The 25,049-nt window shown below is 41.6% G+C and carries 16 protein-coding genes; 6 read left to right on the forward strand and 10 right to left on the reverse strand.

Features of this window, described 5'->3' with window-relative positions; genetic code table 11:
• The first annotated feature begins 299 nt into the window (after positions 1–299).
• A complete protein-coding gene (locus tag Q0954_RS18575) occupies positions 300–2,246 on the forward strand; it encodes a M1 family metallopeptidase (protein WP_299459094.1) in 1,947 nt (648 codons plus the stop codon).
• Positions 2,247–2,297: 51 nt separating this feature from the next.
• Here the strand turns inward: Q0954_RS18575 and Q0954_RS18580 are convergent, their stop codons facing one another.
• Both Q0954_RS18580 and Q0954_RS18585 read right to left on the reverse strand, forming a co-directional pair.
• Positions 2,298–3,053: a hypothetical protein gene (locus Q0954_RS18580; protein WP_299459095.1), complete on the reverse strand. Its 756-nt coding sequence runs from the start codon at positions 3,051–3,053 to the stop codon at positions 2,298–2,300.
• Between the two features lie 223 nt (positions 3,054–3,276).
• On the reverse strand, positions 3,277–5,304 hold the full coding sequence (locus tag Q0954_RS18585) for a Na+/H+ antiporter NhaC family protein (RefSeq protein WP_299459096.1): 2,028 nt from the start codon (positions 5,302–5,304) through the stop codon (positions 3,277–3,279).
• 393 nt (positions 5,305–5,697) lie between these two features.
• On the opposite strand from Q0954_RS18585, the gene Q0954_RS18590 reads away from it, so the two are divergent.
• Positions 5,698–6,912, forward strand: a complete 1,215-nt coding sequence (locus Q0954_RS18590; RefSeq protein ID WP_299459097.1) for a hemopexin repeat-containing protein — start codon at positions 5,698–5,700, stop codon at positions 6,910–6,912.
• Positions 6,913–7,124: 212 nt separating this feature from the next.
• On the opposite strand, the gene Q0954_RS18595 is transcribed toward Q0954_RS18590, so the two are convergent.
• From Q0954_RS18595 to Q0954_RS18605, 3 genes are all read right to left on the reverse strand, one after another.
• A complete protein-coding gene (locus tag Q0954_RS18595; protein WP_299459098.1) occupies positions 7,125–7,955 on the reverse strand; it encodes an MBL fold metallo-hydrolase in 831 nt (276 codons plus the stop codon).
• 120 nt (positions 7,956–8,075) lie between these two features.
• Positions 8,076–8,642: a dihydrofolate reductase family protein gene (locus tag Q0954_RS18600; protein ID WP_299459099.1), complete on the reverse strand. Its 567-nt coding sequence runs from the start codon at positions 8,640–8,642 to the stop codon at positions 8,076–8,078.
• Positions 8,643–8,714: 72 nt separating this feature from the next.
• Positions 8,715–9,524 carry an AraC family transcriptional regulator gene (locus Q0954_RS18605; protein WP_299459122.1) on the reverse strand — a complete coding sequence of 270 codons (810 nt, stop codon included), beginning with the start codon at positions 9,522–9,524 and terminating at the stop codon, positions 8,715–8,717.
• A gap of 296 nt (positions 9,525–9,820) precedes the next feature.
• Here Q0954_RS18605 and Q0954_RS18610 point away from each other — a divergent pair, with 296 nt between their 5' ends.
• Entirely contained in the window at positions 9,821–15,586 is a 5,766-nt protein-coding gene (locus Q0954_RS18610; RefSeq protein WP_299459100.1) for an ATP-binding protein, read from the forward strand.
• A gap of 512 nt (positions 15,587–16,098) precedes the next feature.
• Here Q0954_RS18610 and Q0954_RS18615 read toward each other — a convergent pair.
• The 3 genes from Q0954_RS18615 to Q0954_RS18625 all read right to left on the reverse strand — a co-directional run bounded on the left by Q0954_RS18615 (position 16,099) and on the right by Q0954_RS18625 (position 18,886).
• Positions 16,099–16,884: a nucleotidyl transferase AbiEii/AbiGii toxin family protein gene (locus Q0954_RS18615; protein ID WP_299459101.1), complete on the reverse strand. Its 786-nt coding sequence runs from the start codon at positions 16,882–16,884 to the stop codon at positions 16,099–16,101.
• The gene (locus tag Q0954_RS18620) at positions 16,881–18,398 is read right to left on the reverse strand and encodes a reverse transcriptase domain-containing protein (protein ID WP_299459102.1); all 1,518 of its coding nucleotides are present in this window, start codon (positions 18,396–18,398) and stop codon (positions 16,881–16,883) included. Before Q0954_RS18620 ends, Q0954_RS18615 begins: the two co-directional genes overlap by 4 nt.
• A gap of 185 nt (positions 18,399–18,583) precedes the next feature.
• Positions 18,584–18,886, reverse strand: coding sequence for a hypothetical protein (locus Q0954_RS18625; protein ID WP_299459103.1), 303 nt, complete (start codon positions 18,884–18,886; stop codon positions 18,584–18,586).
• 119 nt (positions 18,887–19,005) lie between these two features.
• On the opposite strand from Q0954_RS18625, the gene Q0954_RS18630 reads away from it, so the two are divergent.
• Both Q0954_RS18630 and Q0954_RS18635 read left to right on the forward strand, forming a co-directional pair.
• The gene (locus tag Q0954_RS18630) at positions 19,006–19,809 is read left to right on the forward strand and encodes a hypothetical protein (protein ID WP_299459104.1); all 804 of its coding nucleotides are present in this window, start codon (positions 19,006–19,008) and stop codon (positions 19,807–19,809) included.
• 281 nt (positions 19,810–20,090) lie between these two features.
• On the forward strand, positions 20,091–22,673 hold the full coding sequence (locus Q0954_RS18635; RefSeq protein ID WP_299459105.1) for a PAS domain-containing sensor histidine kinase: 2,583 nt from the start codon (positions 20,091–20,093) through the stop codon (positions 22,671–22,673).
• Positions 22,674–22,773: 100 nt separating this feature from the next.
• Here the strand turns inward: Q0954_RS18635 and Q0954_RS18640 are convergent, their stop codons facing one another.
• Positions 22,774–23,076, reverse strand: a complete 303-nt coding sequence (locus tag Q0954_RS18640) for a hypothetical protein (RefSeq protein ID WP_299459106.1) — start codon at positions 23,074–23,076, stop codon at positions 22,774–22,776.
• A 176-nt stretch (positions 23,077–23,252) separates the two neighbouring features.
• On the reverse strand, positions 23,253–23,741 hold the full coding sequence (locus Q0954_RS18645; protein ID WP_299459107.1) for a hypothetical protein: 489 nt from the start codon (positions 23,739–23,741) through the stop codon (positions 23,253–23,255).
• A 121-nt stretch (positions 23,742–23,862) separates the two neighbouring features.
• Between Q0954_RS18645 and Q0954_RS18650 the strand changes: the two genes are divergently transcribed.
• On the forward strand, positions 23,863–24,837 hold the full coding sequence (locus tag Q0954_RS18650; protein ID WP_299459108.1) for a PD-(D/E)XK nuclease family protein: 975 nt from the start codon (positions 23,863–23,865) through the stop codon (positions 24,835–24,837).
• Positions 24,838–25,049: the final 212 nt, after the last annotated feature.

The raw sequence follows: 25,049 nt of genomic DNA on the forward strand, positions 1-25,049 counted from the left end.
GGCTATTTTTTAACAAAGTATAGCCTCAAAAGATGAGGTTAAGAATGCGTATTTATTTTGGTACCATTCCTAAGAAATCAATCAAAGCGAAAAATTAAACATAAGAAAAAAACAAAAGCTTTCAAAAAAATGTTTTTTGACGAAAATTAGATAAAAAGCATTTTTTTCCAAAATGATCTATACCTGATTGATTATTTTTACTGCATAATTGAGAATAAACGAACGACTTGTATAGATTAGCACTGAAATAGCTTCAGGCTACAATTATTAATCTTATTATCAACTTTTTATAATAAATTATGAAAAAACTTACCTACTGGTGTACATCAGTGATCATGTTTTTTATGGTGTTGGGGGGTGCTCAGGCTCAAAATAACCTTAATACTTTTTTGCCTATGGTTGACTGGCAGGGAAACCCTTACCGATCGGCTTCGGGAGCGCCTGGGGCAGAATATTGGCAAAACAAAGCAGATTATATACTTACCGCAAACCTTGACGATAAAACCCATGAGCTTAAGGGGCATGTAACCATTACTTATACCAACAATAGCCCCGATGTGCTCGACTTTTTGTGGTTGCAACTAGGGCAAAACCGTTTTAAGAAAGACGCCCGTGGGGCGGTAAATGTAGCCTTAAGTGGCGGAAGGTATACCGGAGATTTTGATGGAGGTTATAAACTAAGCAATATCAAAGTAAAAGCGGGTAGTAAAGTCTATATAGCCAAATATGTAGTAAGCGATACCCGCATGCAAATAAGGCTCGATGAGGGGCTAAAGCCTAAAGGAGGAAAAGTTACTATAGACATTGACTTTCAATTTAAAGTACCTGAGTATGGCATGGACAGAACGGGTAGACTTAAAACCAAAAATGGGGTAATCTATAGTATGGCGCAGTGGTACCCACGCATGTGTGTATACGACGACATCAAGGGTTGGAATACTGCCCCTTATCTGGGCGCAGGTGAGTTTTATTGCGAATACGGCGATTATGATGTAAAACTTACAGTGCCTTATAACCACATTGTGGTGGCATCGGGCGAGCTGCAAAACCCTAAAGATGTATTGACCAAAGAGCAAATCAAGCGTTTTGCCAAAGCTGCCAAAAGCGATAAAACGGTGGCTATTATCAGCAATAAAGAAATCAATCAGCCCAAAACCACCCGTCCCAAGCAAAGTGGTACCATTACTTGGCAATTTAAAATGAAAAATAGCCGCGATGTAGCCTGGGGCTCATCTACTAGTTTTATCTGGGATGCAGCCCGTATCAACCTACCTAGTGGACGCAAAGCCATGGCACAATCGGTGTACCCTATAGAGAGCGACGGCAACAGTGCTTGGGCACGCTCTACCGAATATACTAAAAAAAGCATAGAGCATTATTCTAAAATGTGGTTTGAGTACCCTTACCCAGTAGCGGTAAATGTAGCCAGCAACGTGGGTGGAATGGAATACCCAGGCTTGTCGTTTTGTGGTTGGAAAGCCACCAGAGGAAGTCTGTGGGGAGTAACTGATCACGAGTTTGGGCACAATTGGTTTCCTATGATTGTGGGCAGCAACGAGCGTTTGTACCCTTGGATGGACGAAGGGTTCAATACCTTCATCAACCACTACAGCACACTTGCCTTTAACAAAGGAGAGTACAAAAGTTCTGCCTTGTTGGGGAGTTCCTTATTGGGAGGTGCTTTGCGTTCGCCCAATGCCGAAAGTATCCATACTTACCCCGATATCGTAAGAAGCTCTGGTAGTTTAGGCATGACCGCTTATTATAAACCTGCAATGGGCTTGTATATGTTGCGTGAGGCAATATTAGGTCCTGAGCGTTTTGACTACGCTTTCCGCACCTACATCAAACGTTGGGCATACAAGCACCCTACACCCATCGACTTTTTCAACACGATAGAAAATGCGGCGGGCGAAGAGTTGGACTGGTTTTGGAAAAAATGGTTTTATACCAATGAAACCATCGACCAAGGGATCAAATCAGTAACTTATCGTAAAAACGACCCTAAGCAAGGAGCCATCATTACCCTCGAAAACAAGGGCGGGGTAGTAATGCCTGCAATTTTGGAAATAGAAGAAGAAAACGGGACTAAAAAAATTGTGAACCTTTCGGTAGAAATCTGGTTCAAGGGCAATACGTTTCGTTACTTACACCATAGTACGGGCAAAATCAAGCGTATACAACTTGACCCACAACGGGTGATTTATGATGTGAATACCTCCAATGATATTTGGACAGGCAAGTAGGTGCCAATAAAAAAACCGCTCTGTACACAGGGCGGTTTTTTTATTGAAAAATTATTCAAACCTAAAATTAAGCCCCACTCCCACACTCCAAATGTCAATTTGTTGGTAATAACGGGCGTAAAATGCATTGAGTCCTGCATATATCTTGGCGTGGCGGGCATTGAGCAAACGAAACTTAAGTTCACTGTTTAATTCTACCCTTGGGGCTATGCGTGCTCCAAAATGATAAGCATAGCGTCCTTCTACCCCCAACTTTACTGCTTGGTCGAACATATAAAAATCAAGCCCCAGGTTGTGGTCTTGGTACAAATTACGCGAGAGTTCTTCGTACACTGCGCCTATGCCTATGCGCATGGCAAATACATCGGTAAGCACGGGATTAAACACCAGCATTTGCCAATCGTGAGTGGCATAAATATCAGTTTCGCCTAGTATTTCCTGCACCAAAATACTGTAGCGATAATCGGTAGAAAAAAGCCCCAGGTTTACCCTAATGCGCGGGCGATAAACACCATAAGTAACAGGCAAGGCGCTGGCATCTAGCATGAGCTCTGCCCCCAGTGGAATAGGTGCCCCCCTTCGGTTGCTAATCCATTGAGCGTTCCATTCAATAAATTGGGTTAAAAAGAAAAGGTCGCTGGCATTACAACCTTGCCCACAACCCGAAAAACCGCTGCAACCAGAACATCCTTCACCCAACGAACCCGCTGCCCCTATAATATCGCCAATTTGTGCTTGTCCTTGTTGCACATTGCTGCTCAATAAACCCAACAACAGCAATAATGAGAATAAGTAATTTCTTTTCATAGTGTTATATGCTTGATGTTTCTCTTGCCTAATTTAACGATTTTGCGGTAGAAAGTTTAGCAATTTGTCCTGAGTTCTTTTGAAATATTAGAGAGCCGTCTAATGAAAAAACAAGAAAGTTTCACGAAACCCTTAAAACAGGGATATTTTGCATATAAAAAAATCCCCACATTTACTTTAAAAAGCAAACATGGGGATTGAATAGCTTCAAGTAACGTAGCTCCTAAGCCATACCTTCTGGTTCGGGCACAGGCTTGCCTACCAGCTTTACCACGGCGATGAGCATGCCTATACACACTGGATACACGATATACCAGGGCAAACCCACCACAAAAAATACCGACGAAGCCAAAATGCTTACGCTTGCTACAGTAAGCGCATAAGGCAATTGAGTGCGCACGTGCTCTATGTGGTTGCAACCCGACGCCAGCGAACTCAAAATAGTGGTGTCGGAAATAGGTGAACAATGGTCGCCAAATACCGAGCCTGCAAGTACTACCGACGTGACGTGGTAAAAAATAGTCATCGCCTCGGCAGGGGGAATCTTTCCACTTTGGGCGGCAGTCCATACCGCAGGTAAAATCAAAGGGTATAAAATGGCCATGGTGCCCCAACTGGAACCAGTAGAGAACGCGACAATGGCAGCAAGAATAAAAGTAATGACAGGTAGCCAGTACGCCGACATTTTTACGTCAAGCAAAAAATTAGACAAGTAATCGCCCGTGCCCAGGTCAGCGTTTACTTTGGCAAGCGCCCAGGCAAACAATAAAATAAGCACAGGAGGCAACACCGTTTTGAAACCCATCACCATGGCATCCATAGTTTTTTGTAAACTCATAATACGTTGCGACACTGTGAGCAATATGGCGGTAATAAGCCCCAGCAACGACGCCCACAACAAGGTGACATAAGAATCTGCCATTCCTAAAACCATGCCTACTTTACGAATAAAAGAAGGCTCCACCCCATCGTTTAGTCGGGCAAGGTTCATCCATACATCACTGGTATGCAGCTTTTGTGCGGCGGCGTCCATTCCGGTATATACCAAGCCTACAATGGTGCCTAATATTACCACCATAATAGGTATCAAGGCATTGTACCATTTCAAATAATCTTTTTTTACTGGCTCAAACTCGCTGGTGTCGGCTTCTCCGGCGGGTGCTTCCCCTTTATTTACTTCGCCTGTTTGCCGGGCGCGCATTTCGGCCTTATACATAGGGCCAAAGTCACGGCGGCTATACAACAAAATAAGCATAAACAACACGGCAAGAATAGGGTAAAAAGAAAACTCAAGCGATTGCAAGAAAATAGAATAAGCTCCTTCGTTGATGAGCCAGCCTTTGGGAGCAGTTTTGTTAATGCCTGTTACTGCATCTTGAATTTGCGAAAGCTCCGCCCCAATCCAGGTAGTCACAAAAGCCACCGCAGCCACTGGTGCCGACGTACTGTCGACAATGTAGGCAAGTTTTTCGCGTGAAATACGAAAACGATCGGTAATAGGGCGCATAGTATTACCCACAATCAAGGTGTTGGCGTAATCGTCAAAGAAAATGGCAAGCCCCAACAACCAGGTAACCAATTGGGTGTTTCGGGCAGAGTTTGCCAGGCGCGACAATATTTGCACCACACCTGCCATTCCTCCGTTTTGCGATACAATGGCTACAATGCCCCCAATTGCCATCGTAAATAAGATAATAGAAATGTGCGAACCATTGTTAAGCGCCTTGAGCAAGTAAGTATCCAATACGGTAAGCACTGCGGGGATCAAATTGCCAATGCCAAAGCCGCTCAATATCCAGGCACCCAAAAATATTCCAGTAAAAATAGACACAATTACCTCGCGAAAGATAAGCGCAAAGGCAATGGCGAGCAGGGCAGGTAATATGCTCAGCCAGGTAGGAAAAAACTTGACCCGATGCGTGGTAGATACGTGGGTGTCGTTATAAGTAAAAGTAATGTCTTGCGATTTGTCAATTTTTGCTGTGTACACAAACACTCCCTCTTTGAAAGTAAGCATGGTGTCTTTTTGGGCAATAGTAAATGAAAGTGGTTTGTCTAACTTGGTAACGAGTTTCCCTTCTTTGGTCACTACTTTGATGGTGAAATTTACTTTTTTGGCTCCGATTACTGCTTGTTTAGATGCCTTTACCCTAAAACCTAACTCCTCTTTTTTTTGTGCTTGTGCAGAGTAGTTGATTCCCCAAATAGCCAGAATCAGTACAAACATCCTGGTCAGTTTCTTCATATCCATATCGCCGCTATCTTTTTTGATTGGTTTTGGTGTTACAAAACAATAGCCTGTATATAAGCCCAAATGCTTTTGTTTTGTAGCCCCTTTTTTAAAACAGGGTGCAAAATTAAACGCTTTTTTAGAAAATTGTAATTTTGGCGAAACATTTATAGCCTTTGGGCTGGTTTATCTCCTATTTGTCCAAGGGAATCTTTGCATATTTTTCTTAAAAATAAAAACCGATGCCTGTACTTTTTGCCCAAACTTTCGTTAAAAACTCAAACCTTAAATGTATCCTTAATACTACACCAATAAGTGCATTGAGCGAAAACTAAAGCATGACAAATATGCTTATACATTACCACCCGACGGCTTGCAACCACTTACACTCAGAAAATAACCAATATTTACATTATGATGAAAACCAAACAATTGAGTATTGACTTATCCAGGTCGCTTTCTTTGATTTTACTGGTGTTGCTCGCCTCCTCGCTGCAGGCGCAGCCCTTTCGGGGATGTGCCAAAGGCAATGAGTATGTAGCACCAGTAAACGAGGCTCACGAAAAAGAAGTATTGCGACTGGTAAATGTAGAACGTAAAAAGCGAGGCTTGCAACCGCTTACCTGGAACACAAAAATGGCAAGGGCAGCGCGTTACCATGCTGCCGACATGGCACACGACAATTATTTTGACCATGCCTCTTATGACCGGGGCGGGCGAAAAGTATGTGCTACCTTTACCCGCATTAAAAAATTTGGACCCGGCAGCGCCGAAAATATAGCCGTAGGAGGTAGCACACCAGCGGGCACTATGCGCCAATGGATGAATAGCCCCGGCCACAAAAGAAATATATTGAGCAAGGGCAGCAAAAGCCTGGGAGTGGGCTATTATTACAAACGAGGGCTCAAAAACAAATGGCGTCACTATTGGGTGCAAAACTTTTCTCGCGTGGCTACCAGTGGTACCACCGGAGGCAGCAGTGGAAGCAGTACTGGAGGGGGCAACGTAGGCAACAGTGGAGGGAACACCCGGTTAGCGCCTACCCTTATTCGCAAGGGCTGGAAAGGTTTTCCTTTTCGCAAGGTAGACGCGGCCACTTATTACCCTGGCGATATTAATTATTTATTTAGTGGTAGCATGTATGCACGCTGGGACACTAAAACCCGCCGGATGGGGTCGCCCCTATCTATACGTAAACATTGGCGTGGAGTGCCTTTTAATAAAATAGATGCTGCTTTTTACTGGAAAGGCAACAACAAGGTGTATTTATTTAGTGGTACCCAGTATGTGCGTTACGATGTGCGCACCAACAAGGTAGACCCTGGTTACCCTAAAAATATCAAAAGGCATTGGGGAGGGGCTGGTTCCAGGATGTTTGGCCGGGTAGACGCCGCTTTGCCTTACCCCAATGGCAAGGTATACTTCTTTAGTGGTAGTCGATATGTACGTTATGACTTTGCCAAAAACCGGGTAGATGCCGGGTACCCCAAAAGCATTAACAATGGCACCTGGCCTAAGGTGAGTTTTAGAACTGTAGATGCCGCTATGCTGTGGAAATCTCACCCTGCCTACTTTTTCAAGAATGGGTATTACCACCGCTTCCATATCAAGAAAGATTCGGCTTATTAATTACGAATTACGAATTGTTCAATTACGAATGAGCGTAAAGCCCTTTATTTCACCAATGATCCACATGTAGGTACGCACCCTTGTAATCGTCCTTTGTTTCACCAATGATTCACATGTAGGGGCGCACCCTTGTGGTCGCCCTTTATTTCACCAATGACGAGGTAAAAATGCCCCGTGGTTGCCCACCAATAAAATTCAATAAAAAACCTGCTTTACAAAAGCGTCCACTCTTCGCCTGATTTGGTAAAAACAATGGCTGTAGGGAAATACTTTTTTACTTGTCGAAAAGCCTGCTCTTCGTTACCTACCGATATATGAGTAGCGATGATGTTTTTGGGGCGAATGTATTTGTTTACCAATTTTTTGCCTTGGGGCGAATTGACAAACCACAGAGGTAGTATGGCTACATCTATGTTCGCTTGGTGCAATGCCAAAGCCTTGAATATATCTTCTGACAGTTCAGCATCGCCAATGTGTAGCACTTTTTTACCATAAAGGTCGACAATATAGCCAAAGTTTTTGACCCACCCATGACGACGCGCCCAGGTGTGGGCAATGGGGAGTATTTTTATGGGAATTTGGTTGAGCGTCAGGCTTTCGGCTTTGGTAGCTACTTTTATTTGGTTTTTTATCTGAGGGTAAAAACTGGTTTTTTGTAAACTATCGCGTATTTGTGTAGAACCTACCAGTTGGGTAGCGGGGTTTTGCCGGAGCTGGCGGGCACATACCGAAGCCCCAAAATGATCGGCGTGAATGTGGGTTACCAGTACCAGGTTTACCTTGTCGAAAGGAGAAATGCCTTGAGTCATTTGCCGGGTAAGTTCAGCACTGGGGTATAGATAAATGGGGCGATATTTTTGGTGCAGCGCATCTATCAACACCTTTCTGCTTTGCCCCTGGGCATTGGTTGCCTGCAAAAACACTCCCTCGTTGGCAATGTACCTTACCTTGAGTTGGGGCAGTTTGTCCGACGTGGTTTGTTGGGTGTGCGATTGTTTGGAGGCACAAGCCCACAGGCATAAAAATAATAGTAGGTTTTTCATAAAGCATATTTTGATCTGTAGTTAGTATATCATTTGTTGTTCATCGGTACTTTCAGGTTTTTACAGGCGTGACTAACAACCCGTAAAGTAAAAGTTGAGCCTGCTTTAGCTAACCAATCACTAATCCTTGACAGGCATTACTCCGTTAGTTGCCGATTTTACCACCTCATATTTAAGCAATGAAACCCCATTTTTGTAATGGGTATGTTGGGTTGCTTGCAGTGTCAGGGGTGATTCTAAACCTGCAAACAGCGGAATGCCTTGCCCCAGCACTATAGGGTTTACTTTGAGTATTACCTCGTCTATGAGTTGGTGCTGTGCCAGCAAACCCGCCAAATGTCCCCCACCACAAAGCCAAATTGATTTGCCCGCTTGTTTTTTTAAACGGGTAATGTACGCTATTACCTCATCATTGACCAGTTGCACGTATTGGTTACTGTCAAACTTTAGGGTACCTGATACAATGATATGGCGCAGCCCCGGATATGCTGGTTCGCCTGGCTTGATGCCATACTGAAAGCCAAACTCGTAGGTTTTTCTGCCCATAAGTACGGTATCATACTCGTTCAGCGATTGTTGAAACTCGTCAGCGTGGGCTCCCTCCATCAAAAAACGTTCAACACCTCCGTTTACGTCAGCAATGTAGCCATCTATTGAGCTGGCAATATAATATACAATCTTTTTCATAATGGGTTTAATTTTTTTTACAAGATTACCACATTAAAAAGCCATTGTATTGGAAAAAATTTACCTCGCAGCTTACGTCGAATAAGCAACCACATGCGGATAGCTCAGCGATAGTTGGAGGTATTGACTGGGGCTAAACCCAGTAAAATAACGAAACTCGTTGATGAAGTGTGCTTGGTCATAAAAATGACAAAGGTGGCTAATATCGCTGTACGAAAACTGAGCTTTGCGCTGAAGCAGTTCAATGGCACGGTTTACCCGGTGTAGGCGTTGGTATTTTTTAGGCGAAATGCCCGCCATCTTTTTGTACAATTGAATGAAGTGTTTTTGAGAATACCCGGTTTGACGGCTTACCTGAGCAAGAGGTTGGTTTTTTTCGCAAAGTAACAAATGCGTAAAAGTGAGCAAGTAGTTGTCAGGAGTAAAAGTAAACAATCTTTGCTTTAAAAAAATACACGCTATACTGAATATTTCTGCGGCAGTATGGCAAGCCAGTAATTGTTCTCGCAGGTGATTGATGGTGGCAGGGTTGAGCACCAACGAAGCTTCTATCAACTGGTTGTGAAACTCGGTGGAGGGTATGTGGGTAAGGGCATACAAGCCTCCAGGATGAAACTGTATGCATAAGGTCTGGGCATTTTGCTCGCCCTGGTACACTATAGGCTGGGTTTGTATGCCTGTAATCCAGGCTTTGGTAAAGTGGGTGTCTGTTGTTTCTCGTGTGGCTATTCTGGGGTTGTCATCCAGTGCTATTATTAGTTGCGAGTTGCCATCAGGCAACAACTTTTCGAGGGCATCAGAGGCCGTATAACCTTTGTAATAAATCAGTGATTTTACAAAAATGTTGAGTGGCGGAGGAGGGGAGTAAATTTTTAGAACCATCAATGTTTTCTATTTAAAGAGGTACAAATGCTTAATCACCCGCTTCTTAGATACGGGCAGACACGTTATTTTTATTGCTTATTATATTAACAATTTTTGTTTAGTTTTTTAGCAAATTACTTGTTTTTTTTGGGCAAACATTGGCTAAAAGTATTACATTTGCATGCTGATATTACACCCAAATATATAGGTTTATCTGCTGATAAGTAAATCGCCTTATTTCGGCTTATTTATTGTCAGTGGCAGCTATTTAGAAATTACCCAGAGATTGAATCCACGTAAAACTAACTGTATACATGAAGATTAAAGACGTTAACCTCTTTAGAGATTGGTATAAAAACGAATATAAATTACGAAAAAATGATCAGGCAATCAACCCCGATTTTATTGGCTATCGTCACGATAATACCTTGGGTTTTATAGATTTGGTACATGGGGCAGTGCCCGACATTGCCAATTTTTTGAGTACTCCGCTCAAAATAGCTCAAGACGATCAGGCCATCTATGAATTTATCCAGAATGCAGCTGACGCCCAGTCGTCTTTGTTCAATATATTTTACGATGAATCTTACTTTGTGGCAATCAACAACGGAAAACCCTTTTCCCGCGATGACCTGACCTCGTTATTGAATATAGCGGCTTCTACCAAAAAGAGCTGCGAAAAAATCGGACGTTTTGGAATCGGTTTTAAACTGGCCTACCGTTTATTGGGCAAAACCACCGGCGCTGAAGAGATGATGCGCGACAATAAAGGACCTGTGGTGTTTAGCTGGTCGAAAACCGAACACATAGAGTCGTTGTTGAAACTAGATGTTGACCAGCTCAAACAAGGTTTTGACAAAGGAGACTGGAACGCTGAAGACGCTCCCTGGTTGTTTAAGATTTTGTTGACTTGTTTTCCAGTGCACCCCGAAGATGCCAGCACGGTAGACCTGCAAAACAAACAGCAGGTACTTTTCCCCAAAGAAGAACTACTGGAGTATGTAGCATTTTTGAAAAAATATGAGCACAAACTCAATTTGAAAGAGTTGGGGCAAGGCTCCTTGTTTTTTATCAAACTAGGCAATGGTAAATACGACAAATTGTTGCAAAACGAGGCTGGGTTTAAAAAAGGAGTAGAAATATCGCTCAACTTTTTGAAAAAATTACGCGAAGTAAAAATTGGCGACCATATAGAAATCACCCAACCAGTAGACTTGTCTAAATCCAATATAGAAATCACCATTCCTAAAACCGACAAGGCTTATCACAAAATATTTGACCTGGACAAACAAAAACTTGCCGAAGCTGACGAATACGATTGGTGCGACCTGAAGGTGTTTTTTGGTTATTTGCCTTACCGCCAATCAGAAGACATTCTGAAAAAAGCCCCCAGTTTTTACAAATACTTTCCGATGAAAACGGAAGTAAACAATTTTAACTTTATTCTGCATTCCAATTACTTCGACACGGCTACTGACCGCCAGCGAATGGAGAATTACAACGATGCCAACATCCGTTTGTTTGAAACTTTCAGCGAACGACTAACCCAGCATTTCGACACGCTCATTCCCACCGGTTTTGCTACTTACAAAGACATTTTTCCCAATATATTGCTCAGCGATGAGCCCACCACCGAGCGGACTGCCTGGCTGAATGATATTTTGTACCAACCGCTTTTTCAGTATATCAAAGAGCACATTCCTACCAAAGAACAACACGCTGTAAACCGTAATAAAGTATTGCTCAAAAACACTGATTTGCCCTTTCACCCTCGCCAGTTTGGGGTAGACAAAGAATGGTTTTTTTGGGACGAAGCCGAAGATCCACAACTAGTAGAAGTGGCGATTGAAAAATTGGGTTTGACCGCCTGGAACTTTGTTGACTTGTTTCAACAGGGAAGTTTGCCCGCCCTCAATCAATTGATTGGAAACGCCCAACCCGAAGAGTACGCTTTGATTCATGATGAAATAAAGGCTATAGACGAAGACACCTGGACAGCAAATGGAGAGTTTTTGTTGAATAAGTTTTTGAATATTCAATACTATAAATTTTCAAACGATCGATATTATTCAATAAATGCAGTGGCCAACAGCGGTAACTTTATATTGTTGCCTCAATCGTTGGAACCCATCCGCGAAATATTGATAAAACTGGGGTTTATGGTGTCTGAACACACTTTTGCTCCCGAAAGTTCGGTGGTAGAAGACACCATTCAACAACGCATTCCTTACCTTGCCGATCCAACCTTGTTTTTTGACATGGTCAATGCCAAAACCCAAAACAACCAGTTGGCACCCAAAGAGAAGCAACGTTTGTTTGCCACTTTGCTCAATATCGAGGGCATAGAAGTAGATCAGTGGAAACAGTTTCAGTTGTTTTGTAATACCGAAGGGCGCATTGTGCCTTTGGGCGAGTTGTTGTCGGCAAGCAAAGAAATCAAAGAAGAATGGCTGGTTGCCCACAAAATAAATGGAGAAGAATACACCCCCGATCTGGAGGAGTTTCTTACGTCGGTGTCTGAAGTATACGCTACCCGCATTTACCCCGATTGGGAAGACATTGTACAACACCCTGAGGTGATCCAGGATGGAGCAGGTTTTTATGCCAGTGTACAGCGTTACTACGAGGCAGACAGTACCGAAGCCGAAACCCTGGCGGCTAAAAAGTGCTTGTATACCATGCAAGGTTTCCAGTCGGCCGACTATGTGTTTTTTAATACCGCTTTGCGCGAAATTGGCGAGATGGAATACTCAAGCTTACAAATGGCAGTAAGTAAACTGACTAATTTATTAATGCCCGATTACCAGGTGTTGCCTTATTTGGGCAATGCGCCGTTTGATGTGCCCAACCAGGCATTGCCAGGGCAGATTCAAACGACTTACCTTGAGCGCGACGAGGCACAAAACCTGTTGAAATATATCAACGAAAGCCAGGAAGGTTTTTCAAAATTTGTTGAGCAAAAGTTATTTGTATTCAGCAACGACGAAATGTACTCGTTGGATGAAGTCATAGAAACCGAAAATGCCTTGTTTGTGTTTGACAAGCTGCAAAAGCACCGCCAGGCATTGCGCGATTTTGACTTTATATTGTCTGAAATTAACCTGAGCGAATTTGCCCATTTACAGGAAAGCCTCCAGAGTTATTTGCCTTACCTCGAAAACGAGCAAATGCTGTTTGATAGATTCATTCAGGCAAAACTGGAAACCAATGACCTGAAAGCAAGCCAAAAACACAAGTTGTTTGACTTGGTAAAAAGTCTGGAAACTATAGAGCTCGACCACTTGGAGTTGTTTAGCAACCAGCATGGTCAGATTCAGCCCTTGAGCAGCTTGCTGGCGCCTTCTATAGAAGTAGCTGCCTGGTTGCAGCCGTTCAAGATTCAGCGCGAAGATTATGACGAGGTATTGGACGAATATTTATTGCAGGATACAGCTGAAATCTACCAAAGCCTGATAGTGCCACATTGGGATAGTATTACTGCGCATGTGTTGTCGGACGAATTTCCGGTGCAACGTTTTTGTGAGCAATTGCAAGGGTATTTTGCAGCAGCAAAAGAAAAGCTGGGCAACGCCATAGCCACCCTTGAGGCGCAACAATTGCCTTATATATATACTGCTGATGGTTTTAAAACCCGCGATGAGGTGTTTTTTCATCCTCAATTGGGCGAGGTACAAGACCTTGAAAGCCTAAGCATGCTATTGGGCAAAATGACCCATTTGCGAGTGCCTGAGACAGAGGTAATGGAAGCCTTACAGCCAGTGAGTGCATTTGAGGTGGCAGAGGCAAACGACTTTGCCGAATACTTGGTCGAAAGCAACGATACTTATACCGAAGAGGAGCTCAAAAGCTGGCTGGAACTCATGGTACTTGCTGAGTACCCTTTCTTCGAACAAGCCTACCTGGAGCCCCGTTTTGATAGTTTTACCATTACTCCCCACGACAATGCTTTGTATCAGTTTTATACCGAAGATGAGGTGATTGACGATTTGATTGCCTTCAAGGCATCTTTCAAAAAACTCCCCGCGCCATTTTATCGCCCCGAACTGGCAAACTGCGGACTCATGCAAGATGGCTTGCCGATGTACAAGGAAATCTTGCGCCTGAGTGGTTTCGATGTAGCCCTAATGCCTTATGTATTTGGGGGTGACCTAGAGATAAAAGCCGAATATTTGGAAGCAATGGAGACTCTAGAGCTGAAGCAAATGTCGGGAGAGCAATACAGCGAAGACTCGTTTGAATTTCGTTGTTTGTTGATGGCGTACGAGCTGTACAATGCCGAAGAGGTAGAGTTTGATATAGAGGTTTTCCGCGATAAAATACGCATCGACGGGCAATATGCGCTCAAAGAGGTTGCCATACAAGAAGATGTATACGAGGGTTTGCCTTTGGCAGCCATATTACCCGAAAGGGCAAAAATGCAAGAAATTGCTGCCCAACTCACGACCCAGTTAATGGAGTTTCCGGCAATTGATTTTATTAGTGAAGTTATTTTCCGTCCGGAAGCCGCCAACAAAGAGGAAGTGTTTGAAGCAATCAAGGCGCAGGAGGATGCCCGAATTAAGAGCGGCGCACAGCTTGCCTTTTTGATTTTGTACAAGCAGGAGGGAGGCGATTTTGTTTTCCACGATTTTACTATTGTGGCAATGGACGAACAAGTATATGCGGCAGAGTATTTTTATTATACCCACCCGCTGAGCTTTGTGCGAGTCGATGCTACCCTAAAGGCTTGCTACCAACCAGTGACCCAATACCTGGCTATAGATGCCGCCAATCCTGCCTATAGGGTCAATCCTACTTTTGTGATTGGTTGTTCGCCCTATTTTGAAGATGGCGAGTTGGTTTGTCCTTCGCTCAAAGATGAGTTGGGTGAGGAGGAACGCCGCGATTTTGTGACTTTCTTGTTTGACCAATGGCTCCAAAATGAAGCAGCACGCACCGCCATTGCCGAAACCGAGTGGACAACGATCAACGATTTGCCCGTGGCTCAAGTGCTAGGCTTTGTACCTGCCCAATTGGTATTGCAAGAGGGCGTAGTGTCGGGCACCGAAGATATACCTGCGTATTTGCAACAATGGCTGGATGCCGGGGAAGGCACCCAAGAAAACGCCAAGGAAAACAAAGAATTGTTTTTGAAAGACTTGGGGGTGAATACCGGAGACTCTATAGCAGTACAGTTACGCAACTTCCTTACCCAGGGTGGGGAGTGGGATTTGGAAGAAAAACCCATCAATGACCTCAACGAAACTTTGCTGGTGGGAGCCCTTGATTTTATGCAAAAACAAGCCACCGTGTTTGCCGATGAAGCTCGTTTGCAGGTGTTACACGATATATACCATCAGCTAGACTATGACACTTATTTGGGCAAGGTACCTATGGTGTATGTATATAATTTTAAGAATGAATACACCGAATACATACTACAGCCTAAAGCCGAGAATGATTTTTATTTCAACGAAAATACCCTCAATCATTTAGAAGGGCAAGACATAACACTACAACAAGTGTTTAAGGTGCTCAAGGCACAAGGCAAGCCGTTGATGCCGATGGAGGTGTACCCTAAAAAATGGGGTAAGAAAAGCGCCGAACGCATCCACCTATCGAGCCCTAAGCTAGACGTAGATCAATTGATGCAACGTGCTAAAGAATGGGAGGCTAATTATTATAAAAAATGGCGTGAGACTACAGAGGTAGATCATCGGGTGTTTTTCTATGCCGATACTTTGCCTTATAGTTTGTTTTTCCAGGATGAAGCCTTGTATACCGAAGAGCGCGAAGAAGGCTCAGTGATTGATGACCAACACCGTTTGTTTATCAGCGAAAAGAGTTCGCAATCGGTAGATGAATTGGTGAAGGAGTTTTTGCCTTCCGGCGAATATGTAAGCTTTTTGGAGGCGAAGGCTCAGAGTGGTTCCGTAGCATCAGTGGCGGTTGGCAACGGGGCGCAGGCAGCTGCCAAAGATGAAGATGCCGCCACTAAAAAAGCCATTTCGGGCAAACTGGCGCAGTTTATCATCGAGAAAGGCTTGACTGATGACGACATAAGTGATTTGGAGGCTTTTTTGGCGAGTAGGAAGAAGTAGTGAATAGTCCATAGCATTCAGTCGATGGACGGTAGCCGTTGCGTGAGCGCTCACCTCAAGCAATAGGTTGAAAACTGTTCTGGCGCAAGTCTAGCGTAGCGTGACTTGTGCCTTTTTATTGCGGAAGCTTGCAGCTTCCCTGTTTTTGCAAAAAACACCTTTGCCCTGTCGAGTATACTATTTGAACGCAAAGTATAAGGCTTGAATTTACTACGTGGTACACAAACGAGGACGTTTTCGCTAGTGCTGGTTAAACAACCTATTTTATAAAACCCCAATAGTACTTTTAGTTATACTTTTTATAGATAGGCTCTAGCTTTTCTTTGATTGTAGCCATTACATTATCAAAATTTAAAGAAGTATCTAAACCGTTCTTTTGAAGAAAGTTTTTCCATAAGCGACTAGTGCATTGGGGGTTAAATAAGTTGCCTATTAATTTGGATGAATTTTGTTTTCTGACGAGTCGTAAAAATGGCGGATAGCCATAGCTATCTAACTTTTTCACGAGGAAGTCAGGGGGCAAAAGTCGCCAAAGAATATGTGAGTAACTTAATACCCAATGCACTAGGTGTTGAATTTTGAGCAAACTCTTGGGTGAATAAGACATGGTTTTGAGTATAAGGCGTGTTTCTTACGCTTAGTGTCTTCAATATTGCTGGCTCTAAGTCATCATACTCTTCCCTTAACAGTAGGTTATATACATCATAAAAATCTTTTACTCGACCATTTGATGTACCCAAATCTATCATTGCTTGAAATTTTTCGGCAATGATAGATTGAGCGTTATAAGCCTTAATTAAAGGTACATCCATATTATCTAAAAATGTTGGGAACTTTATTTCCTCAGATGTTGGAGTAATCACATCGCCAAATCCTATGTCTATTTGCATTTTGTTCCTTATTTTACCTAAACAGACATCTATCTTTATCTTGGTTCCTGCATAAGCGCTATTTTCTGTGATTTGTTCTGTTGTAATGCTATCTAAGTCAAAAGTTACCCCATCCTCTTGATAGTCTATTTGAAAAATTTCCTTAAATGTTTTTATGAGATTATCTGTATCATTTGATATTTGTTGCCCTAGAAAATCAATATCCTTGGTAGGGCGGCTGGCTTCTTGTTTCATAGCATACAATAATGAACCTCCTTTTAGACAAAAGTTATCTTTGTAATCTGAAACAGATAACCTATATAAAATACGTTCGTGAAAATAACGAAACAAAATTGTCATAAAAGGAACTCCTTTTTCTTGTGCGATTCTCTTTAGTTTAGCTTTAATTGAAGGAATAGAATAAGTCATACAAGTAATGTGTTTAATAAAATTTTCATTTGATTTTCAATAGAAAGTTTTGTTGCGTAATCAGTAAGCTTTGAAATATCACGGTCTTGGCGTTTTAGATAGTTTTTAAGTATTTCTATAGCAAGCTCGTTTCCTATTTCACGCTTGTATTTTATAGCATCACATACAGTTTTTTCAATATCAAATATTTGTATATCAGTATCTTCTATATTGATTTTTATTTTTCCAAGTGTATAATTATCACCTTCCCAATAAAACACCTCTAAAGGAGGATAGGCAGGTTTGATAATATTGCTACTTTTTTCAATGGCAATATAATGCATCGAGGGAATAAAGGTTGTTAAGTCGTAATAGCTGGCAGCACTAAGTAAACATAAAACACCCTGGGGTGCTATAGTGGTTATCTCAGCAAAGTCGCTTTGCCACTCATCAGGGTTGCCTATAACCTTATCCAAACTTTCTTTTAATACCCTCATATTTTCGTTAGCAATCCATTTTTCTATGCTTTCTTTGTAGCCGAGAACCTCTTTATTATTAGGGTCTATAAATAGTATAAACCTTGCAGTTCCTAATAAGTGCCTTAAATAGTTTTGTTTTTGACAGTTTATTTTCCTTAAATGGTCTTTTAAACCAAATTTTTTAATATAGTATACTGCTTGTCTTAGTTCTTTTCTTTTTTCTTTAGGAGCTTGTATTTTTTCATTAACAACAAGCCCTAATGTGATTTGCCTCTGACTACTTAGCATAAGTCTGGTTTTACTTTCATTGAGTTTTAATGAATGACCTGCTAGTGTAACTTCGATAAAGTTTATTAGCTCATTTTCATCAAATTCATTTGCCGAAAATGTTAAATCATCAGCATACCTTGTATAGCGAACTTTTGGTTCTTTGCTATTACAATAAGAGGCTACCTTATCATCAAAGGATTGAAGGAATATATTAGAGAGGTAAGGGCTTGTAGGTGCACCAGTGGGCAATTGTCCTTGAAGACAACAGAGTTTGCTAAGTAAGCCTGAAACTATTGGTGAATAACCTAAATTTTTAAATATTTTATCTGTTTCATCTAATGTTATAGAAGGAAAGAAATTTTCTATATCTAATGTTAATATTTTTTTTTTCCCTTTGTGCCATTTGACACTGTCAAGAATGCTTTTGTTTGGAGTGTATGCTTTTGAGAATTTGCTAACAGGTACTTTATATAGAATGTTTTCTAAAATCCAGTGTTGAATTTCTTTTAAACTTGGCAAGGGCTCAGTAATAACGCGGTAGCCTCTATCTTTTTTTTTGACCTTAAATGTTCTATAAAAATGTGGCGTGCGTGGGCTAACTACTCTTTTTAAATAATTTCTTGTATAGCCAACAAGTGAAGAAAGGTGTGATGTGTTGTATATGACAGGTAGTCCTTTTTCAATTAGAGGCTTGGCATAATCTAAGTGTGATTTTATGTCATCCTCAGAATACCCTACATTTTGTGCCTTATGACGAAATAATGTTTCATATTCTTTGTAAGTCATATTCTATAAAATCATTAAGGGTTTAGAAAATAAATTCCTAAACCCATTGAACGGTGCGAACAAGTGTGATTTCAATGCCGAATGGCTTGAAATTGCACTTGTTCGCACAAGCTTGAAATTCTGTTCTCTTACAGAAGAGGTGACTCACCTTTCCGCTATCAAATTGATAGAGTACATTAAGCTTTTTATAACTGATATTTATGAGGTAAAAATACATCATTTTTATCAAAACTCTCAATTTTGCTCTTTTTTTCTATATCTATCCATTGAGTTGTTTTTTGCGTTAAGAGTTTTAACTCTTTTTCCCCTTTTTTTGTTAATAGAAAATTGTTATCTGTTTGTTTTGTTAATAAACCTTCTGAAATTAGTTGGTTGGTTAAAGAAGTTATTTGGGATTTTTCATAACCTAAATCCATTATTAATTGGATATGGTTGTTGTTCTCAAAAAACTTCAATAATTGTATTTTCACTTCTTTAATAATAGTCATATGTAAAAGTATTTTTATTACTTAAATATAGTAATAATTAGATTGATATTCAATCCTCTTTTTATGTTGTTTTATTTTTCAAGCTATAGTAGTAGCTTGTATTTCCAAAACCAAAAAATATGACCAATCCCCACATTCAAGAAATAGCCAAAGTAATCAAAGCATTTGGGCACGATACCACTAACTGCGGGTTGCCTGTGGCAGACATTCAAAAAGTAGAAGAGGCGTTGCAAGTGAAATTGCCCCAACTACTGTTTGAATTTTATGCATACTTGGGCAATCATCCTCTTTACAAAAACCGAGGAGCTTATGAATACAATATTAAAGACTTGTCGAGCTTGTATCCAGTAGATGAAGACGGTTACCTGATTTTGTTTAGTGAGGGGGGAGGCTACGACTCGGTGTGGGAGAGTATTACTGTTGAGGAGTTGGGCAAAGACGACCCTACAGCCGAGTTTTGGGTGGTAGACAGCGTGTATGACCGTCACCCACTGTTGGAGGGTTTGCAAAATGTAACCTTTGCCAATCTTACCACCCCTCATCAACTCAAAAAAGCCCACTATGCCAATGTTACCCAAGTAGCCGATTTTACGGCTGGTTTGCCTGAAACTATCTCTGGTGAATTATTTGTTACTCCAGAGCTGTATGTACAAACAGATCAAGTAACCGAAACAGGCAAATTTAATATAACCATAGGGGCAAATGCACCACAAACCTTGCTTTCTTTTATCACCCATTCTAGTCGGCAAAAACACCGGGAATCGCTCCAGAGTATTTGGTTAGACATTGAGCAGGGGACAGCATTTGAGGTGGAGTTGCTTGACCAGTTTTCTGCACCACAGTTGGAAAAGCTATACTATAGCAATCGCCAGGTATCGGTAAAAGAGTTAAAGGAGCTATTGGATAAAGAAAGTAAAGCTTAAAAGTAGCATGAATTTGTGCATAGCAGGCGTACTTACTGCTTGGTAAACAAAAACATTGTATCACAATGTGAGCATTTCTACAATTAGAGCAAGCCTTTTTTTAGTTTTGGTATCTTCAGATAAATTAATTAGATTTACTTGGTACCTGGAGTAAGGGCGAATGTTCGTAAAGTGTAACATTATGTAGACCACTCAGGCCAATGCGCTTAAGAGTATGTTAAAAACGATGACTTTTAAGCATATTCTAAAAAAAATTATCAACATATACACACCACTGCCCTGTGATAAAGGCTGATACTTTAGAGTTTATACCATTGCCTGCTCTCTTACTGGATGTAACCAGTCGGCAAATTTTGGCAGTCAATGACAGCTTTAGTCGGTTGTTATCAGTCAATCGCTCGACTATTGTAGGTAAAAAACTCATAGCACTCTCACAGTGGGACACTCAACAAACCCTGGACAGGTATGTAACCGAAGCTACCACCCAGTCAGAAAGCAAATACTACCACGAAACAGTATGGCAAATGGCAGATGGCTCACCTAAACACCTGCGCCTCGATTGTAACATTACCTCTGTGTCACCCAACGCCCAGGTAATGCTCACTTTTTTGGACATTGATCGAGAAAAGCAGCTGGAGGCACAACTTGCCCGACAAACCAAGGTAAGACAACAGGTTTTTGAGAATTCGCCCATCCCAAAATTTTTACTCAGCCTGGACAATAAAGTCTTAAAAGCCAATCGTGCATTTTGTTCGATGCTTGGCTACCACTTAGAGGAGGTTTGCCAAAAAAGCCTGCCTGATATTATTAACCCTGACGACTTGCCCTCTTTTGTGTTGTATCAAACAAAAGTGGCAAACAAGCAGCTGGGGCATTTTGAGCTTGAAAAACGGTTTTTGCATAAAACAGGCAAAGAAGTTTTTACTTTGACCCATACCTCTCTCTTATATGATGAAGCCTTGCAAACAGCGTGTTTTTATGTACAAGCCATTAACACGCAAGCACGCAAAGAAGCCGAATTTGAACGTGAAAGATTTCGTAGTATTCTCAACCAAGCAGGCGAATCTATCATCATAGCCGATGCTCAAAGTGGGGCTATCATTGATTTTAACCACACTGCTTGCCGGAGTTTGGGGTATTCACAGGCCGAACTTAAACAATTGTCAGTAAATGATGTAATCAAAGAAGACCGGGTAGCGCTCAGGCAACGTTTTGATGCATTGATACGCAATCCACGAAAAGCAATTCATTTTCAGGTAATTTTGCAGCGTAAAGATAAAAGCCACTATCCAGCCCAGGTATCGGTAAATTATCGCAGTTTTAGAGGACATAAATACTTGACCGCCATTGCCCGTGATATTAGCAACGAGCTTAACTCTGAAATAAAAATATTGGAAGGGGAGGCGCGTTTTAAGAGCATTTTTGAAGAAACTCACATGGGCATTGCCTTGACAGATGCCAGAGGTAACTTTGTTGAATGCAATCAGGCATTGGCAGATATGTTGGGGTATACCCGCGAAGAAATGGTGGATTTGCACATTATGGACATTGCTTATCCTGACGACATTCAGGTACCGGTTGAAAACATTCAGGACTTTTTTAAAGTAAGAAGCCTGGAAAAACAATACCGCAAAAAAAACGGAGACATACTTTGGGGGCGCTTGACCAATTCTACCATTCGCGACAAACACGGACGTTTGTTGTTTGGCGTAGGAATGATTGAAGACATTACGGCACGCAAGCTGGCCGAAGAGAAAAACATAGAGCACGAAGCCTTGCTTAACTCTATCAATGAAAACCTCAGCGAAGGCATCTATCGCAGTACCCTCGATGAAGGGCTGATATACATTAATCCAGCCTTTGCCCTTTTGTTTGGTTTTACCCGCATTACCGAAGCATACACAGTACACCCCAACGATTTGTATTACGACGAACGCCAACGGGAAAAACTGCTCTCTATTTTAGAAAAAGAGGGATATTTTAAAAATCAGGAAGTGTTGTTTAAACGCAAAGATGGCAGCACATTTTGGGGGTTGCTCAATAGCCACGTTACCCGCAGCAAAACCGGGAAAACTTTTTATGACGGAACCATTATTGACATCTCTACCAAAAAAGAGTCGGAGGAATTGCTCATGTCAAAAAACGTGGCGTTACAAAAAATAAACAGTGAGCTCGATCGCTTTGTGTACAGCGCTTCGCACGACCTACGCGCCCCACTTACCTCCATTTTGGGGTTGGTGCATATTGCCAATACCGAAAATCCCCCACCCAACCTTGCCACTTACCTGGAAATGATCAAACAAAGCATTCATAAACTGGATATATTTGTACAAGACATTATCAACTACTCTAAAAACAGCCGTTTGAAAATAGCGACTAAAGCCATTGATATTCAACAACTGGTACAGCAGTCGTTCGATAATCTGCAATTCATGAAAGGCTCCGAAAACATTGATAAAACAGTAAAAGTACTTAAAACAAACGATGCTATTGAAGGATTTTATTCTGACCCCACCCGCCTTACAATTATATTTAATAACACGATCTCAAATGCGATCAAATACCACAATCCCTTTGCCGAAAGACCCTTTGTAAAAGTGCGGGCAGTGATCAACGAAGAAGGGGTGGATATAGAAATTGAAGACAATGGCAAAGGCATACCCGCCGAAAACATAGACCGAATCTTTGATATGTTTTACCGCGCCAGCGAAGACTCCAACGGGTCGGGTTTGGGCTTGTATATAGTAAAAGAAACCGTAGAAAAGCTAAGGGGAGACGTGATGCTTCACTCTGAACTGAACAAAGGCACTACCATTACCATTTCGTTGCCTAGCCACGAAGCAGTAAAAAACGAGGAAGAATAGTGGAAACGTTTTGGGTATGGAAGCGCGAAACAAGCGCAATGAATTGATGAGCCAAAAGGCTGATGCGATGGTTCAACCTTTTGGCTCATGAATAAAGTTGTTAGCGGCTAAATGATAATACCATAAAGCCCCCTGCCATAATCCAGCCCGCGTACTTTATCATAGAGTGCACTTGTTGAAACTCATTGAGCCAACCCTGACTCAGTGCCAACCCAAAGGCAAATATAAGCCCGGCTACCAGTCTTAACGAGCCCGTACGGGCAATAAAACAAAGTGCAAAACCAATGGTCATAATCCATACAGAGTACAGGTTTAAAGTACCCAGCCTTACCCAGCCATTTGCCAGCACAATGCCCACAATAAAAACGATTGATCCAATAGTATAAAGTGTATTATTTGGCATAAGTTTATAGATTTAGTAGTTTGAGAATAATTGCATTGCTACAAAATAGCAATATAGCACATTTGTCAAGTATTTGATCAAATGAAGGCTTGAAAATATCGAGGCATAAAAAAACAGGTAAGCCGTTGGGCTCCCTGTTTTACGAAGTAGAAAATAATTTATTCAGCTTGAATGAATTATTTTCTATTGTATATTTTTTTTGCGCCTATTTCATTGATAAGCACGAGTTTTCCATCGGTAAGCGTTTCTATTTTAAAAGTCGCATCTTTGCCTTTACCATTATACCCCAACAATATCATTTCGTTCTCTTCTTTGTCTTTCCACTTAAAAAAACCGCGTACTTTAGAGCTCAACACTCCTTTGCCCTTGGTACGTTGCCAGGCAAGTTTGCCCTTTTTCGATTTGTAAATTTGTAGGGTATGGTTCATCAAAAAGTTACCAATCTTTTTTACATCTCCTTTAAGGTTGGTCACATCTGAGGCATTTTTAATCCCAGTAGATTTGTTGATGGCTTTGCCAGCTTCGGCACGGGTGGCTTCTGCGTCGTATACCCAACGTTTGTTCATCAGCTTTTTGGTTTTAGCCGATATTTTTTTCCCTCCACAAGACGTCATCCCTACAACCAATGCCAGTGCGAAACAAGCCATTAATGTGTTCTTCAACATAATTTTTGAAAGTTATGGTATATAAAATTTATTAAATAGATTTGCTTATAAGTTAGTATAAATCAGGTATAAAAGGTTAACAAGGTGAAATTTTTTTTATAAAATTTACAAGAATATATCTATGCGTTGGTCATTTTCATCATATCGCCAGTTTAAGGGCTGTAAGCGCCAGTGGTTTTATCAAAACAAAATGGCTAATGCCAATGCTACCAAAGATCCTGAACGTAAAGAAGCCGCCATTTTACGCAACCTACAGTCGCTCAATGCCTGGCGGGGTTCTATGGTTGACTACATCATAGGCAAAGAAGTGATCCCTTATTTACAGCAAGGGATATGGCCACAGTATCAAGACGTCATTGCGGCAATGAAAGCACTGTTTCAAGAGCAATACGCCTTTGCCAAAGCAAAAAAATACCGCGAAGAGGGCTTGACCAAAACCAAAGCAGGCGAAAGTTTTCTGGCCTTGTATGACCTGGAATATGCCCCCGAAAAAATTACCCGTGAAGCCCTCAACCAAGCCTATCTGGAGGCAGTGAAAGCCTTGAAAAACTTGTTTCATAACCAGCGTTTTCTGGAATATTTGCGTTCGGCAAGCCGCCTGATTACCCAACGACAAGACCTGCAGGTAAAGTACAACGAACACTTTACCCTTAAGGCCATTCCTGATTTGCTGGTGTTTGAAGAACACCCGTTTCGGGTACACATCATAGATTGGAAGGTGCACTCAAAAGCACAACGCACCTACGAAGAACAGCTCAGGCTGTATGCCTGGATTATAAAAAAAGGAGCACGTCCGCGTGACTTCCCCGAAGCGCTGGATAACTTGCCTATTACCAGTATTCAGCTTACTGAATACCAATTGCTTACCAATGAGATGCGCACCTACGACATCAGCCTCGAAAATGTGCTCGAAATAGAACAAAACATTGCTCAAAGCATTGACGAAATGACCGCCGCTCAGACGTATCTTAAGTACCAACAACTAGAGGAGGCAAACTTCCCAGCCAACCGTTCAGAAGAAAACTGCCAGGGGTGTCGGTTTCGTAAAATTTGTGAACAACCTACACCCTCCCAGGCACAAACTTCTTTGTTTTGAGTATGTACTAATAAGTACCATCAACACGAGCAAATGGAAGGCGTTCATTAGTGTATTTTCCCCGTTACGAGAGACCTTACTTTTCTCTTCAAAAACAAATTGATGAGGTTATAAGTGACATAAATCAGAAAACATAAACGTGTTGCTTTTTTGTTTTAAAACTTACATAATAAAGGGGCTGTAAATGAGTTGTTTAGGTTGAAAAAATGCCT

The organism is uncultured Microscilla sp. (assembly GCF_947493425.1).
In the GTDB taxonomy this organism is placed as follows: Bacteria; Bacteroidota; Bacteroidia; order Cytophagales; family Microscillaceae; genus Microscilla.

What these genes read in the sequence shown, in the direction of transcription:
- Q0954_RS18575 (WP_299459094.1), top strand. Translation starts at nt 300, where the DNA reads ATGAAAAAACTTACCTACTGGTGTACATCAGTGATCATGTTTTTTATG.
- Q0954_RS18580 (WP_299459095.1), bottom strand. Translation starts at nt 3,053, where the DNA reads ATGAAAAGAAATTACTTATTCTCATTATTGCTGTTGTTGGGTTTATTG.
- Q0954_RS18585 (WP_299459096.1), bottom strand. Translation starts at nt 5,304, where the DNA reads ATGGATATGAAGAAACTGACCAGGATGTTTGTACTGATTCTGGCTATT.
- Q0954_RS18590 (WP_299459097.1), top strand. Translation starts at nt 5,698, where the DNA reads ATGATGAAAACCAAACAATTGAGTATTGACTTATCCAGGTCGCTTTCT.
- Q0954_RS18595 (WP_299459098.1), bottom strand. Translation starts at nt 7,955, where the DNA reads ATGAAAAACCTACTATTATTTTTATGCCTGTGGGCTTGTGCCTCCAAA.
- Q0954_RS18600 (WP_299459099.1), bottom strand. Translation starts at nt 8,642, where the DNA reads ATGAAAAAGATTGTATATTATATTGCCAGCTCAATAGATGGCTACATT.
- Q0954_RS18605 (WP_299459122.1), bottom strand. Translation starts at nt 9,524, where the DNA reads ATGGTTCTAAAAATTTACTCCCCTCCTCCGCCACTCAACATTTTTGTA.
- Q0954_RS18610 (WP_299459100.1), top strand. Translation starts at nt 9,821, where the DNA reads ATGAAGATTAAAGACGTTAACCTCTTTAGAGATTGGTATAAAAACGAA.
- Q0954_RS18615 (WP_299459101.1), bottom strand. Translation starts at nt 16,884, where the DNA reads ATGACTTATTCTATTCCTTCAATTAAAGCTAAACTAAAGAGAATCGCA.
- Q0954_RS18620 (WP_299459102.1), bottom strand. Translation starts at nt 18,398, where the DNA reads ATGACTTACAAAGAATATGAAACATTATTTCGTCATAAGGCACAAAAT.
- Q0954_RS18625 (WP_299459103.1), bottom strand. Translation starts at nt 18,886, where the DNA reads ATGACTATTATTAAAGAAGTGAAAATACAATTATTGAAGTTTTTTGAG.
- Q0954_RS18630 (WP_299459104.1), top strand. Translation starts at nt 19,006, where the DNA reads ATGACCAATCCCCACATTCAAGAAATAGCCAAAGTAATCAAAGCATTT.
- Q0954_RS18640 (WP_299459106.1), bottom strand. Translation starts at nt 23,076, where the DNA reads ATGCCAAATAATACACTTTATACTATTGGATCAATCGTTTTTATTGTG.
- Q0954_RS18645 (WP_299459107.1), bottom strand. Translation starts at nt 23,741, where the DNA reads ATGTTGAAGAACACATTAATGGCTTGTTTCGCACTGGCATTGGTTGTA.
- Q0954_RS18650 (WP_299459108.1), top strand. Translation starts at nt 23,863, where the DNA reads ATGCGTTGGTCATTTTCATCATATCGCCAGTTTAAGGGCTGTAAGCGC.